This is a genomic window from Anaerotignum sp., assembly GCF_031981185.1.
Taxonomy (GTDB): Bacteria; Bacillota; Clostridia; order Lachnospirales; family Anaerotignaceae; genus Chakrabartyella.
The window spans coordinates 1-13,916 of the sequence record NZ_DALYUL010000041.1 but is presented as its reverse complement, the minus strand read 5'-3'; the positions used below and the strand labels follow the sequence as shown (position 1 = coordinate 13,916).

The 13,916-nt window shown below is 39.2% G+C and carries 23 protein-coding genes and 1 pseudogene; 1 reads left to right on the top strand and 23 read right to left on the bottom strand.

The window, feature by feature from the left end; all coding sequences use genetic code 11:
• Positions 1–106: 106 nt before the first annotated feature.
• From RTK36_RS15610 to RTK36_RS15500, 23 genes and pseudogenes are all read right to left on the bottom strand, one after another.
• Positions 107–607, bottom strand: a complete 501-nt coding sequence (locus RTK36_RS15610; RefSeq protein ID WP_312048157.1) for a hypothetical protein — start codon at positions 605–607, stop codon at positions 107–109.
• Entirely contained in the window at positions 570–923 is a 354-nt protein-coding gene (locus RTK36_RS15605; protein WP_312048156.1) for a hypothetical protein, read from the bottom strand. Before RTK36_RS15605 ends, RTK36_RS15610 begins: the two co-directional genes overlap by 38 nt.
• Positions 910–1,266, bottom strand: a complete 357-nt coding sequence (locus tag RTK36_RS15600) for a hypothetical protein (protein WP_312048155.1) — start codon at positions 1,264–1,266, stop codon at positions 910–912. Before RTK36_RS15600 ends, RTK36_RS15605 begins: the two co-directional genes overlap by 14 nt.
• Positions 1,235–1,537, bottom strand: coding sequence for a hypothetical protein (locus RTK36_RS15595; RefSeq protein ID WP_312048154.1), 303 nt, complete (start codon positions 1,535–1,537; stop codon positions 1,235–1,237). Before RTK36_RS15595 ends, RTK36_RS15600 begins: the two co-directional genes overlap by 32 nt.
• A gap of 148 nt (positions 1,538–1,685) precedes the next feature.
• A complete protein-coding gene (locus RTK36_RS15590) occupies positions 1,686–2,972 on the bottom strand; it encodes a phage major capsid protein (protein ID WP_312048153.1) in 1,287 nt (428 codons plus the stop codon).
• A gap of 27 nt (positions 2,973–2,999) precedes the next feature.
• Positions 3,000–3,761, bottom strand: a complete 762-nt coding sequence (locus tag RTK36_RS15585; RefSeq protein WP_312048152.1) for a head maturation protease, ClpP-related — start codon at positions 3,759–3,761, stop codon at positions 3,000–3,002.
• Positions 3,739–4,926 (bottom strand): phage portal protein, encoded by a 1,188-nt coding sequence (locus tag RTK36_RS15580; RefSeq protein ID WP_312048151.1) that lies wholly within the window; start codon positions 4,924–4,926, stop codon positions 3,739–3,741. The genes RTK36_RS15585 and RTK36_RS15580 overlap by 23 nt, the downstream gene beginning before the upstream one ends.
• Before the next feature lie 12 nt (positions 4,927–4,938).
• The gene (locus RTK36_RS15575; protein WP_312048150.1) at positions 4,939–6,615 is read right to left on the bottom strand and encodes a terminase large subunit domain-containing protein; all 1,677 of its coding nucleotides are present in this window, start codon (positions 6,613–6,615) and stop codon (positions 4,939–4,941) included.
• Positions 6,602–6,919: a P27 family phage terminase small subunit gene (locus RTK36_RS15570; protein ID WP_256149945.1), complete on the bottom strand. Its 318-nt coding sequence runs from the start codon at positions 6,917–6,919 to the stop codon at positions 6,602–6,604. Before RTK36_RS15570 ends, RTK36_RS15575 begins: the two co-directional genes overlap by 14 nt.
• 102 nt (positions 6,920–7,021) lie before the next feature.
• On the bottom strand, positions 7,022–7,372 hold the full coding sequence (locus RTK36_RS15565) for an HNH endonuclease (protein ID WP_312048149.1): 351 nt from the start codon (positions 7,370–7,372) through the stop codon (positions 7,022–7,024).
• A 358-nt stretch (positions 7,373–7,730) separates the two neighbouring features.
• Positions 7,731–8,000, bottom strand: coding sequence for a hypothetical protein (locus tag RTK36_RS15560; RefSeq protein ID WP_312048148.1), 270 nt, complete (start codon positions 7,998–8,000; stop codon positions 7,731–7,733).
• A gap of 596 nt (positions 8,001–8,596) precedes the next feature.
• Entirely contained in the window at positions 8,597–8,986 is a 390-nt protein-coding gene (locus RTK36_RS15555; protein WP_312048147.1) for a hypothetical protein, read from the bottom strand.
• On the bottom strand, positions 8,973–9,155 hold the full coding sequence (locus RTK36_RS15550) for a hypothetical protein (protein ID WP_312048146.1): 183 nt from the start codon (positions 9,153–9,155) through the stop codon (positions 8,973–8,975). The genes RTK36_RS15555 and RTK36_RS15550 overlap by 14 nt, the downstream gene beginning before the upstream one ends.
• A 29-nt stretch (positions 9,156–9,184) precedes the next feature.
• Positions 9,185–9,352: a hypothetical protein gene (locus tag RTK36_RS15545; protein ID WP_312048145.1), complete on the bottom strand. Its 168-nt coding sequence runs from the start codon at positions 9,350–9,352 to the stop codon at positions 9,185–9,187.
• Positions 9,353–9,355: 3 nt separating this feature from the next.
• Positions 9,356–9,886, bottom strand: coding sequence for a Holliday junction resolvase RecU (locus RTK36_RS15540; RefSeq protein ID WP_312048144.1), 531 nt, complete (start codon positions 9,884–9,886; stop codon positions 9,356–9,358).
• 56 nt (positions 9,887–9,942) lie between these two features.
• Positions 9,943–10,188: pseudogene (locus tag RTK36_RS16785) on the bottom strand (DUF3850 domain-containing protein); the annotation flags it as partial.
• Positions 10,189–10,313: 125 nt separating this feature from the next.
• Complete coding sequence (locus RTK36_RS15530) at positions 10,314–11,042, bottom strand: rolling circle replication-associated protein (protein ID WP_312048143.1); 729 nt, start codon at positions 11,040–11,042, stop codon at positions 10,314–10,316.
• A 259-nt stretch (positions 11,043–11,301) separates the two neighbouring features.
• Positions 11,302–11,859, bottom strand: a complete 558-nt coding sequence (locus RTK36_RS15525; protein ID WP_312048142.1) for a hypothetical protein — start codon at positions 11,857–11,859, stop codon at positions 11,302–11,304.
• Positions 11,860–11,945: 86 nt separating this feature from the next.
• A complete protein-coding gene (locus RTK36_RS15520) occupies positions 11,946–12,074 on the bottom strand; it encodes a hypothetical protein (protein WP_312048141.1) in 129 nt (42 codons plus the stop codon).
• A gap of 115 nt (positions 12,075–12,189) precedes the next feature.
• Positions 12,190–12,453: a hypothetical protein gene (locus RTK36_RS15515; protein ID WP_312048140.1), complete on the bottom strand. Its 264-nt coding sequence runs from the start codon at positions 12,451–12,453 to the stop codon at positions 12,190–12,192.
• Positions 12,454–12,619: 166 nt separating this feature from the next.
• Positions 12,620–12,814, bottom strand: a complete 195-nt coding sequence (locus tag RTK36_RS15510; protein WP_312048139.1) for an AbrB/MazE/SpoVT family DNA-binding domain-containing protein — start codon at positions 12,812–12,814, stop codon at positions 12,620–12,622.
• Between the two features lie 68 nt (positions 12,815–12,882).
• On the bottom strand, positions 12,883–13,155 hold the full coding sequence (locus RTK36_RS15505) for a hypothetical protein (protein WP_312048138.1): 273 nt from the start codon (positions 13,153–13,155) through the stop codon (positions 12,883–12,885).
• A gap of 75 nt (positions 13,156–13,230) precedes the next feature.
• The gene (locus RTK36_RS15500) at positions 13,231–13,419 is read right to left on the bottom strand and encodes a helix-turn-helix domain-containing protein (RefSeq protein ID WP_312048137.1); all 189 of its coding nucleotides are present in this window, start codon (positions 13,417–13,419) and stop codon (positions 13,231–13,233) included.
• A 224-nt stretch (positions 13,420–13,643) separates the two neighbouring features.
• Between RTK36_RS15500 and RTK36_RS15495 the strand changes: the two genes are divergently transcribed.
• Positions 13,644–13,916: helix-turn-helix domain-containing protein (locus RTK36_RS15495; protein WP_312048136.1), on the top strand; the 273-nt coding region annotated here is incomplete at its 3' end.

Below are 13,916 nucleotides of genomic sequence, written 5' to 3'. Positions count from 1 at the left end.
CCAGAACCTGACCTTTTGTATATGTAACAACACCCTCCTCTGTTGCATTATATTGTGCAACATAAGGATAACTCAAACCGATTTTTGCCATAATCTCAACACTCCTTTATACTTTTTTACATTCTTGCTCAATTACTTCTTGCATCTTGCGAATTGCTTCATTTTTCTTCCCCTGGACAGCCGGCTCCACAAAGGGCGTTGCATTCCTTACACTGGATCCGCTCTCTATGGAACGTGCCAAAAGCTGGTTAGGAAGTCCATTAGGATATTTCTTTGTTGCATAACTTCCATACCCATCAAATCCGATTTTTGTACCGTAGGTTCCTGGAGCTTCTTCTCCAATTGGCGCTATTCCCAAGGAATCCAATAAGTCTTGTTTTTGAATCCTTGGTACACCCATAAACTGCTCTCCCGCCCCTAGCATTCTGAATTTATCCTCCGGTAGCGCTTCTAAATTATTTCTGATTTCATCTGCCACCAATCCTGCTGCTTCATAAACCGCCTTTTCCGCAATTGCTTGCGTATTTGCCTCCATTCTGGACAGCATTAACATAAATTCATTCGTTCTCCTAAAAGCAATCTTGGCTATCATCCTCACCCCAATCATAATCTACATCCACATACCATTCATAGTGAATAAACCCGGTATCATCTTCATACTGCACAGAGTTTAACCTCCATGGAATTTCTGCATCGTTGAATTTTCTCTGGATCCTGAAAAAATCATGGTCGAATTCATCCTTGGTAAAGAAATGTACTGCACAGCGGATAGCCTGGTGGGTGGCTTTATTATCAGCGTGTTTTGCGCCACTTTGGGTAATCTCACTCCAAACAATATATTTATTGCCGGGCTTTAGGGGTTTGTAGTGAAAAACACTTTCAGTAATGGTAATCAGAACATCCCTCAACTCAATCATTGTCATAGTTGCTTTCCACCCTTTCCAGTAACAATTCCATTTCTTTTGGTTTGGTATTTTCTATGTAAACAACCTTTTTTACTTCATATTTATTATTGCTACCCAGAAAAACCGCTTTATCTTGAGCACTTACCTCAGTCCGATAGGGGCATCTCACAATTTCATCTATCTTAATATTCTGCTGCAAAGATTCATGAAACCGTGTGTGGCCTATTGTGCGCCGCCGAAATCTCACACGCACTTTTTCCACAATACCCTCTTTCGGCATATTACCTTTCTCTGCAATATTTCCTACTGTGTATATTGTGATCACACCATCATTGTATATCTGCATTTTTTTCTTGTTCATAGTTCTTCACCTCCTGATGGATTTGCAACATCATCAATTCGTGAAGGTAGTTCTGTTGGAACTCATTTAAGGCACCGCTATTAACATACATGGCATATTCAAAAAGGAGGGCTCTGGCTTGCCCCTCCTTTTCATAATTTTGTTTCCCACCCGCTGCATGATTCAGATACTCCACGCCTCGTGATACAATGCCTTTTATTTTTTTATTGGTATCCGCATCATCCCATGTAATATCAAGATAATTTTTCACAGCCTCTAATAATTCTTCCATTATCCTGTCACCGCCTCTATGGCTGCTAAAATATCTCCTTTTAAATTGCGACTACTTAGCCCGGTAATACCTAGGGATTCCGCATATTCCAACAGTTCCGTTTTGTTCATACCCTCGGTATTGCAGGCGGATGTGCTAAGCGTCGCCATTAGGGGTTTTCAGGTTCACCTTCACCTTGGGAAGTACCGCCCTCACCATTAGTGATTGCCTCATTTGTCTGTTTAGGCTCCGAGGTATTGGTTACCTTTACCTCCAGCACATAGTTTTCCAAATCTTCAATATTCAGATATACAAAGGCGTTTTCGTCTTTTGGTCTACCATTGCCATACAGCTTTGCACGGTATAATCTTTTATCTTCTTTAAACATTGCATGGTCGGAGTGCTCAATCTTTCCCCCTTTTCCAGTTCCAAGACCCATGAAGTATTGCTTACCCAATCCAATCACCGCACGCCCTGCAGGCACCGCCGTAGACTGAATTGTTTTTGTTGGATAAGGAAATACATCACTTCTAAATGTACCATCCGTTGCTCTTACTGTTGTGGCAGGGAAAACCTTTGTAAAATAGTCTGTAGGATTTACCACCAAAAGTACAGAGGGAATGGGACGTCTTTTATTATTGGGTGCCTTGGATAACGTATCAAGCAGACCTCCATAGGTAGGAGCATCCAATTTTGTAATTGCCACCGCTGTTTTATGGGGGTGTACACCATCCACTGCACCGCTTAATGCCCTTGTCATGCCCAAAGGTTTTTCATTACCATCCCCATCAACGATAGCAGTTTCCAAACCAACAGCGATGGCCTCGGCCAGAACTGTTCTTACATAACGATCCAACCATGCGGGACCTAAATCAAGCATGGCATTGCAGACCGGAATATACGCAGAAAGTTTTGTGCTACCCAATTCCAAAATAGAGAAGGTTGCAGACAGTTCATCCACAATTTCTCCAAACAATTCACCCCACCCAGCGGTGCCGGATGTGGCAGAAAGCAACCACTTAGTAACCGCTCCCGTGTTCTGAAAATCCACCTCATTCAACAAGGGATGATTCTCCTGCAAATATGTGAAAATCTCATCAATAACGGTGGTGGGCATCACATCATCAATCAAAGTAATTGCTTGCTTTGGATCCACGGATTTCATAGCATCAATCACTTTTTGATAATATGTATTTTCCTGACTGGTGAGCTGTCTTACTCCCCTTTGGGCTAAAATACTCGAATCAGCCCCCTGCACAGCCTGATTATATTCTTGCATAACCGCTTCCTGAACATTGTTGGCCAAATCCTTAAAGGCTTGGTTAAACTGCTCAGGGTTATCCTCTGTAATTGCCGAGTTCATTCTTTGCAAAATGACGTTTCTTTCCTCCTGAATTAGATCAAGACTTTTTATAGCAAAAAACTGTAAATCCATTTTCATTTTCATTTTTTTCATGTAATCTCTTCCTCTCTAGAAATAAAATTAACATCCTTTTACGGATGTCATAAACTTTTGTAATCTATTCTGTTGTGGTTTCGCCGGAGGCTGTGGGGTTGGTTCCTTGGGTGGTGTGGCCAACTGCTTTAATTTTGCAACCAGCTCCAAGTTTTTTCGTTGCAATGCCTCATGACTCTCTTTCAGTGCTTCCGCCGCTTTTGCCATATCCACTTGCCGCTCCCCGATTTCATCACATAGACCATACTCAAAGCACTGGGTGGCAGTCAACCACGTTTCAGCCGCCATAATTTCTATAAGCTGCTCCTCGTTTAATTTTCCGTTGGACTTATCCAAGTAGGCTTGACGATTGCCTTTCATGATAGCCTCTAAATCCTCGGCATTTTTACGATGTTCTCTAGCATTGCCTATAGACATATTCCACATATCGTGTAACATTTGCATGGTGGGGCTTGCCATTACTACTTTGTCGCAAGCCGTTAATATATAGGATGCCGCCGAAGCCGCAAACCCGTCCACATAACCGGTAACATAGGCTTGGTGTCTTTTTAATTGGCTATGAATACCCATGGCCTCTTTCACATCTCCGCCGTAGCTATTGACATATAAATTGATAAACTTTGCATTTGGGTATTTTGCAAGTTCTTCCCTGAAATGATTTGCCGAAGTTTCGCTTGTAATCACCTCATCATTCCACCAGTCATAACTATCAGGCTTAATGCTTTCATAGATGTACATTTCAAGAGTATCCGACGATACAGATTGCTCAAGTTTCCAAATTGTCCTCATTTTTTTCACCTCCCTTCAATGCCCGCAAGGCATCCTCTACTAACTCGTAATTTTTTGTAATAAAGTGCTGTTTTGCCCAAGGTTCATCTATGGAATTTTCACCGCACAATTGCAAAATATCATTCACGCAGAAAACACCAGAGCCGATTAATTTATCAATGGACGTAGAAATACTAAACAAATCAATATGCTTAATGGCACGTGTATCAATTTTCAGATACGTCCCTTCCGAAAAAGCTTTATACCCATAACGCTTGCGAATGATTTCCTCCTGTATCATATCTACCAAAGGATCCACAGCAAATGTTAGCGTGAAGTCCAGTGCATCTTTGGTGCCTTGCACATCACCACGCAAAAGAGATGGATGGATACCAAAGCCCTTAGCAGTAAAATCAGAAATATCATCAATCATTGCTCTAATATCCCTAGTGGTTTCCGCTGCATAGGTTTTCTGGGCGGTTTCATCCACCTTTTGCCCTTTGCCCAAGGGTAGGACTGCATTATCCGATTCAATAAATTTTTTAAACTTATTCTTTATTAAATCATCAAAATTCTTTCTTTCTTCACTCCCGGCAACGGGCAATGTATCATACTCGAAAAGAAATTTTCTTCCCCTTGATTTTTGATAGGCGTTTATGCTGTACTGAATCAGTTTTTCATACTCGCCATATAAATCATTGACCACCTGTCGCATGTTTTTATTATTTAACTCAAAAAACAATACATCTGCCTGGTAAAAAGTCTTTTGAAATGAAAAATCGCCCACAGTTACCTCCGTGAACGTATTTTCAAATAAAACCTTTTCATTTTTTGTGTAACTATCCGCAACCAGCAATTGTTCCCCAATACAAATTACAAGACACTCATTATCTCTGCACAGTTTTGCAATTAATTTGTGTAAAAATACGCTTGAATTTTGATTCTTATTTGGTTCGTAGTTCCACAAATAATACTCACTGCCCTTTTTTTCTTCTCCCTTCACATAGGTTTTAAACTCGCACTTGCTTAAGGCATTGGCCAGAATATTGGCGGCAGTCCAAAACGCCGCTTCCCTAATGCAAATAGTGGAGGTATATTCTTGCAAAAAATCGTCTATTTCATCACCGGAAACAGAAACACTTTTTCCCCCACCCACTTTACTACTTAGCCATTCTAAAAAGCCCAACTTATCACCCCCTTAACATGTAATGACTGGTATATCATCAAAGCTGCAAGCAGCTTCTTCCAGTTCTTCTTCCCCAATCATGGAATGCACTACAGCCATAAATGGATCCGTCTTTCTACTTTTCGGTTCAATTTTTCCATAATAGAAATTTCCCGTTTCTTCGCCTTTGCTTTTTCCTGCTGATAATAATTTCGTGTTGTTTACAGCCCACCGCAATGGAGGGTTGTCCCCCCAGCTAAACAAATGACGGATAAAAACATCATCTATAACCTTTTGCACCTTGTATATATCATTAGGCCTTACCAATTTCACATTTTTATACTCTTTTGCATCAAACCCTATTTTCCTTAGTTCGCTTGCGACAAGCGCATATTTGTTGTTATCCAATAAGACCAGCTTGATATTATATTTCTGCGCCATTGTTGCGATATAATCACATAATAGCCTGGGGTGAATGGTAACATCATCCACAAGTGTCAAAAGTTCTTCATCTGCCCAGGCCTTCCATGGTGCCTGAATCCTGTCTAAATCTTTGGAATTTAAACACAACCATGAATGATTGATATCATACCTTTCCTCGCCTTTCACGAAATGAAAGTTTACACTTGCCAAGTCGTTAATGGCAGCATAGTCAATCCCAACAGTGCAGCTCCAACCGGACATATCCGGCAACGGCCTGTTGGTTGGAATAACATTTTCCTCAAAGTCTGTTACTGCCAACTCCCGATTGGATCTGGGGAAATTCATTCTTTTTGTATAAAACTCCGTCTTGATTTCTTCGGAATATTTCATCTTACCAAACTCTTTTTCCATGGTATCTTGCAAAATAGGCAAATACTTCAAAGAAGGATTTGCTTTGTGCCACATATTCGGATTGTATATTTCTTTTTCACTGTTGATTTTATAAAGCAAAGGAAGGGTTTTGGAATTTTGTATTACACCATTCAAAATGTCATAACATACTCTCAATTCATTATCCAAAACCCCCTCCCTTACATGACCGTTTGTTGTGATTTTAAAAATACGAGAATGCTTGCGCTTACCAAAACCACTGGTAAAAACGTTGATAATCTCATAACTCATGTACTCGTGGATCTCATCAAAAATAAGACAAGCAGAACGCTTACCGTCCTTCGTTCTGGCATTGGAAGTATGATATTTGATCACGGATCCAGTCTTTAGATTTCTAATTAGTTCTTTGCTTTTGTAAAAAAACTTTTTTAGTTTCTTCCAGTGTCGCTCCAATACATCATAAATATCATTAAAAGAAGTTTCTGCCTGGTCCTCTGAATTTGCTATGATTTCTATGTTATATCCTTTTACACCATGATAGTGTGTGCTTAGGTACCAGCTTACTGGAGAAATAAATCCATTTTTACCATTTCCTCTGCCCATCATGATGATATATTCATCAAAAACAACAGTGTCATTGTCCAAATTATAGCAGTGAATCAATGCAAATAAAAAAAGCTCCCAATCAAAGAGCTGTAACTCAAAATATTTTTCTGTTAATTCAACGGCCTTGTTTATCTTGTCCACATCAATAAACACATTGGGTTTATTTAACCCTCCTTCAACAATGTGCAGGGCCATGAAAATTTCATCCCCGACAATAACTTCACCGCTGTACACACCGTCCATGTAATCATCAATATAGGGGTGATAGGATTTTTTTCTACATCTCTTCATCAGTATCATCACCCACCTGACAAGATGGTTTTAGCGCTAAATAATCCAAAATACATAGCATTTGTTTATTAACTTTCAATAATTGTTCCACACTTTCGTTCTTTTTTATGCCCGCTTGGCCTCCTCCATTATTATAATTTACCGTTACTCCTCTGCCTTTTATATCTGCTAACAATGCATTTTTTGTATCCCATAATTCTAGATAATCCCGTACTAAATCAAGATAATATTTGCCTAGCGAGCCATTCCGTTCTAGCTGGTCAACTAGATCTTTTTCCAGTCCTTTTCTTGTAATTTGCTTCATACCCCCACCCCCCTCACGTGTGAAATGAATATTTCTGAATTGTCTAAACCCTCCTGAGTAACAGCCAAAATCTTAAACTGCGTTTTTTTCGACCGGGGGGTATCACCATTTTTCCTCGGTCAACGGCTTCTTTTTTTCGTACTTTCCCATTCGCTCCGGATGGCATTCTGTTTCATGGCAATACTTGCACACGCTGATAAGATTTCGCTCTTTCATCCCACTTTCATTTGTGTAATAACTGCTTAAGCATAGCGAAGGAAAATGCCTCAGCTCTTTTATATGATGTACTGTTGTTGCCTTCGTGTATCTCTTATATTTATTTTTGCACACTTGGCATTCAAAATGGTCTTGATCAAAAACCTCCCTCCTCTTCCTTCTCCATTCAGGCGAAGTATAAAACCTATGTACATCGCCGCTTCGTATCAAAGCAATTAATTCAGGTAACCGCTCCATTGCTTCACCCTCTTTCTTGTAATAAAAAAGGACACCCATTGGCATCCTTCATCATACATCTATTTATCATATTCAAACACTTGACCACACTTATCACAAGCTCTGGTTCCATTCTTCGACCACTGTAGTGGCACTGTAAACTTTCTGCAGTTTGGGCACTTAAGATATTTAAATCTAATCCTATATGAAACAGTAAAGAATAGACAATATGCGGTAATGAGGACTAATTTAAGATTAAATTCATTAGGAAAAAAAGATGCAATCCAGCATATAGCACCAATGCAATAAGCCACAATACTTATTTTAGTCTTTGTCCTACTTAGCATATTGCCACCCCCATGTTCCCTTAATCATATATCTATTTATCATACTCAAACACTTTTCCACAATTAATGCAATCCTGTGTTCCACTCTCTGACCACTGCGGCTCGACAGTTAACTTTCTACAATATGGGCATCTAAGATATTTAAGTCTAATAATAAGCACAGCAATCCAAAGAACCGGCAACGTCCACGAGAGAATTTCTCGTAATACTGATTGCCTTTCAATAAAAAAAGTAATGCTAAAAATAACAATAACTAAATAGTACAACACAATATATGCTCTTGCATATGATCTTTTCAGCATATTTCCATCTCCTAGGTTTCTTTAATCATATATCTATTTATCGTATTCAAACACTTTTCCGCAGTTACTACACTTTCGTGTTCCATTCTTTGACCACTGCGGCTCAACTGTTAACTTTTTACAATACCGACATCTAAGGTACTTACCCCCAGTTATCCTGAATCACATAGCTATCTATCATACTCAAATGGTTTCCCACACTTTTTACAATGCTTGGTCCCACTCTTCGACCATTGTAGTGGGGCAAATGTTTTTCCACAGTACGTACATCTTATATACTTATCTCTAATAAATACTGCAGCACCTTGAAAACCACACGCTATCATATAGCCGTTGGGGCCATGTATCCAGCTACTACTATCTATAAAAAACGAAATAGTCATAATAACAAAAAACAAAGCATACAACATAATAGCTGCTCTGCCATAAGACCTTTTCAGCATGTTCCCACCCCTTATATATAACTACAAAAATACAATACCATATTTTTACAATCATAACAAGGATTGTTTGGACTTCTATAACGTCTAGTAAATATTGCCCAAATTATGTATGCTACCATATTAACTCATAAGTAAACACATTTGGTGCCAACTTTATTTTTTTGTGGATAAAATCCCAAAGAATTTTAATTTCATTCTGAAAAATGCCCTCCTGCTCATTGGTACATCCAAATGTTCATACCTTATCCCATCTACTACATTGCTCAGTATGTATGGATAAAACTCGCTACCCGCCTCCATTGCCGACTGTTGGATTATTTCCAAATCCCTTTCAAGCTGCATCCGTTTAAGTGCCATTTCCCCCGTCCTGTCAGATAGTTTGTTCCCTCTTCCATTACTGTCAAATCCCGGTGAAGAAAGCTCCGTAATAGAACGTAACTGTAATTGCTTTTCCCGATATTGCTTACAAAAGTATTTCAATTCACGATATCGGTCAGGAGAGATATTATAATTTTGCATTTTTAGTTCTCTATCTTTCTTCATCGTCCACCACCTCTCCTTTAACTTGTCCACATTGCTGTGGATCGTTTAAGCAATGGTTTTTACATTTCGCTTTGTTCATACAATCCGTACAGCAGATATTTCCCCGCATATGGTCACAATTAAATATTTGGCAAGATCTAAACCTTTTGTTTTTCACTGTTGTTTTCATTCTGCACCCCCCTCATAAATTATCCTCATTCAATCCTCATCCTTTGTGTATTGGTGGATAGAAGGTATATAAACCCAAATCAAAAACCACGCTAACCCATTGACCGGATATGTAGAATCAAAAATTTCCATGAAAGGAAAATCCAATATATCCAAAACCCAAAATATTGCTAAGCAAGCACGAAATAATTTATACATAATTCACACCCTCTCCGGCTTTTTCAAATAATCCAAAAACAAAACGGATCCATTAAATTTAACCCGGTATTCCTCCACATCATTTGCAGTGATATACTTCCGGCCATAATGCTCTTTCATATCCCGCCAGACATTCCAAGGGATGAAGAAAAACTTATCTTTAAGCCCAACGCATACCCCTGTAACCGCTCCCAAATTCATGTGGCTTTCTAAAGCTTTCTGCTGCTCTGCCGTTAATACATCCCGCTTCATCCGGTCGGATGTTGTGGTCTTTGCTTCAAATACTATAGACCTTCCATCCTCAAGGGTTCCTTGGAAATCCGGCTGGGCATGTGCGGTAAATCTCCCCATGAACATTCCATCAATACCTTTATTCAAAACCCGAAAAGGTTCAGGCGTTTTATTGATTTCTGCCCGACCGTCTTCTCTGTATGTATTGCACCCCGCCAGAATTGCACTTTCAAACAAATGTCCTTGAGCGTTATTCGTTGCGTTTTGGTGCTGCCGCTTCGCTGCTTGCTGATTGTAAGCCATTTTATCCTCCCCATTTCATAATTTTTCCATCTTCTTTTAATTTTAAATCCTAAAATACAATAACCTGGGGACAATCCAAATTCTTTTCCTTCTTCAAAATCCAGAATATAAGTAATTTTTATCCATAGAAATTCTCCACTATAAGATTCTCCGTTGTATTCACGCAGTTTCACATAGTCCCCAACTTCATAACCCCGGTCATTCTTTCGTAGCTCAAACTTCTTGATACCCCACTTAACATATCGAAAATACTTGGGCGTGATTTTCAGCTCGTGGAATTTTGTTTTAAGCTTCAAGTTCATCCCTCCCAATAAAATCACAATCCATCAAGCACCAAACCTTATTGGCCCCGCCGTTTTCCTTACACCGCTCACAATTCATGCAAGTACCATCTTCCTTACTGAAACACCTCCGGCACAAACATTTCTCACAATTCGGTTTTCTCTTTTCCTGTTCCATAATCATCACCGCCTAATCTAATTGCTTTTAAATATCTTATAGGGCCAATCTCCTCAGAAAAATATTCACTGCTTTCCACAACCAGATACCCCTTGGGAGGCTGAGGCTTCTTTTTTGGATTGGCTGAATTTATTTTTTTCACAACAACTTTCGGCTGTACCAAATTTCTACTGGTGGTCCATCTTTTTTCATATTCTTTTACATTTTCCTTGGTTATGTATCTTGCCAAGCCTGTATAATCTCCGCCTGGCTCTAATTGAGAAATCATAACCCTACCCAATCCCCACAGCTCCGTTAATTCATTGAGGGTAATATCCATGGCATTCACCAAAAGGTGATGGTGCTCCCGCTTGTCTTCCGCTTCCGTTACTACGATGTATTTTACAGCAGAAAGCCCTTTTTTCTTTCTCCATCGTCTCAGGCGGCTCAAAAAATTCCGCAGCTCCCTTTTGATTTCCTCTCTAGATAATTTGTTTCGATATGTAAGAGTAATAAATAAATCCCCTTGACTGAAATTCGCATTTATCAATCTTGATAATTTCCTTCTAGCTAACTTCAAATTCCGTTCTTTCTGTTCTTCGGAGGTGAGCAATTCATTTTGTCCTCTGTTGTATTTTTTTCCAATGGCTCTTGGTGAGTAATACTCCTCACACTCATATACATCTCCTGCCCATATGTGTTTTCTATATCTTGGCATTGCTTTACCCCTTTCTATAAATAACCATAGCCCTAATGTTAATCTTGTTATCGAGGAGTTAAAGGGCAACTTTGCCCCTAATTTCCTAGACTTTAGAAACAGGCTTTTTCATGGAAAGCAACCCAAAATACTTGTGAAACAATGTACTATGTTATATAATATAAGTACTATATCTTGGGTTTTATCAAAAGCCCCGCCCCTTTTCTACGCCTATAGGAGAGGGGCATTTTCTTTATTCAATTTACCTATTTGTCCCGCTTCATTTTTCTGCGGTGTCTCGCCTTGCCTCAGCCCTGCATCGGTCGGCCAATGTATCTAAGGCTTCATAAAGGTCTGTTCCACCTTGCCTATACTCCATCATTACAGCAGACAGCACCATCCCATCTTTCACCGCAATCGCTCTTGCACCGCCACTTTTTCTAATAAAATATCGCGTGTAGCCCGTTTCCTTTTTCACGGTAGGTGCCATTAATTCCGTATCAATCCAAATAACACCATAAAATGTGTATATAGGCGTGAGCAAGCTTCCCCCATAAATGATGGTAATACCTGCATCATCTGCGGTTACCTCCACCTCATCCGGTAAATCATTTTTCAGTATTCGTGAAGATTCCTCTTCACATCTTGTCAGCCACTTTTCCCTTTTATCATCCGAAACCCCCATTACAGTTAAAACGGTATCCTCGTCCAATACAGGCATGTTTTCCAACCGATAGACAGCGCTGCCTATACTCAGCCATTGTTGACCATCATCATCCCTCATTAATATCGCTGTCTTATTTCTTTTTGCTAGTGATGTAATTTTAGAAAACTTCACATTTTCACCTCACAAACTTATCTCGCTATTTTATTTAAAACCTTGCCCCACCCTTGACACCGCAAGAGAGGGGCATAATTTTTCACCTATTCTTTTTGTTCTTCATTGTCACAAAAATTCCGAGTTTTTTCCTTATTATAGTCGCAGCTACAATCACAAGTTTCCCCGTGGTCTAACGTTGCGCCACAAATAGGGCAAACATCAAATTTACTCATAAAAACCTCCTATATATTCGACCTTGAATCTATCTTGTCTCAAAAAAGAATCTATGCTATAATCAATTTGTCAGTGGTGCTGGGTTTACCAGTGCCTTTTTTATTGCATAAATTCTCATTTTTTCCTCCGTGACTTGTCCAGCCAAAAAGCAACTACCACAGAAATTACACCTGCCGTTGCAAACTCATAAAATAAAAGTGCTTTACCTGGTGCCGCTTCCGACAGCGGAACAATTACAGTCATTGCTACAGCCCAAACTAAAACCATAAATACGCTATTGCATATTTCCGAGAGTAAGTATTTTCTGTGCTTTCTTTGTAGGCGTTTTTCTTTTCTCCTTTTTAAATCAATGAATTCCTCTGTCTCTCTTATGTCCATATCCTGTACCTCCTTTTGGGTCACATAATCAGAGCAAATGATAATGTCATTCATATTAATAATTTCTCTCAACAAATTTCCAAAAACAACGTATTGCATTTCTTGGTGTCATTCTTACATAAAAGACAAAGGCTTTCTCCTTTCCTCATACTCACTTCGCCCTTCATTATTTCTCGAATAGTTTCTCCTTTTCACTAATGTCACATTTCACCGCTTCAAAACGTCTTAATACAATTCCATCCTCTGTTGTAAAAATCTCCATAGGGTCCCCAAAATTGATACCCTTGTTTCTTCTAATTTCCATGGGTAGAACAATTCTTCCAAGTTCGTCTACCTTTCTTGTAATGCCAGTTGCTTTCATATTCTTCCTCCCTTTCCGCCTTTACGGGTGTCTTCTTCTTCATCTACTTGCACCGTACGCCACAACGGCTACAGCAAACTTAGCGATACCCTAGCAGCATTGGCGGTAGTTCTGTTTGCATCCTTGTCCATCCCCTGAATCTTTTTACTTTCCCACCAGCTGACAAACTCCTCTTTGTCAACTCTCCACACTGCATGATTACCTGTGCCTATTTTTCTTGCCGGGAACTCACCAGCCCTGCTTAACTGCCGCAAGCGTTCGCTGCTGAAACCTGTTAAGCAAGCTGCAAAAGCAAGATCAAATATTATTGGGACATCGTCCCATCTTTTAGTTGTTTTCAATATATCGCCCCCTTTGTTTCTCGACGTCGCTGCTCAGGTACTCATATTTTTTGTTTACATTCACCTTTCCACCTCCTAATTCTCTAGAAAATATGTGATAGGTACGCCGAAGTAATCGGCTAACTTTTGGAGCTTGTCCAGTTTGGGGGTGTATTTTCCCACCTTCCAATCACTCAATGTAGACTGCAAAATGCCAGTAGCTTTGGCGACCTTATAGGCAGTAACATTATTTTTTAACATTAACCCCTCAAATTTTTGGTACATTCTTACACCCCCTTTCAATTAAAAATATAAAAAACTATTGCGCATACTTCGGAAATATGATATATTCTAATCACGACAAAAGTAATATATTTTTCTAAAGTATGCTTCGCCAATTACTTTGGTTTCCTGTTGCATACTCATACTATACTTTAGATTTCTGATAATGTCAATTAATTTTTATCAGTTTTTATAAGTATGTCATTTTCTACGAAAGGGCGTTAAATATGTATGAGATATTCGAACAACTCTTACAAAAATTTGGCGTAACAGCCTATAAAGTATCAAAAGAAGCTGGCGTTTCACAATCAATGCTTTCCGAATGGAAAAAAGGCAGTTACACTCCAAAACAAGATAAATTACAAAAAATTGCGGATTATTTTGGCGTGACGATAGATTACCTTATGACGGGTATAGAACCAGAGCAAAGGGAATTTAACCCTCAACTTTCTGCAAAGGATGAAAAAGACATTTCTAAAAAAGTAGATGAAATATTGTCC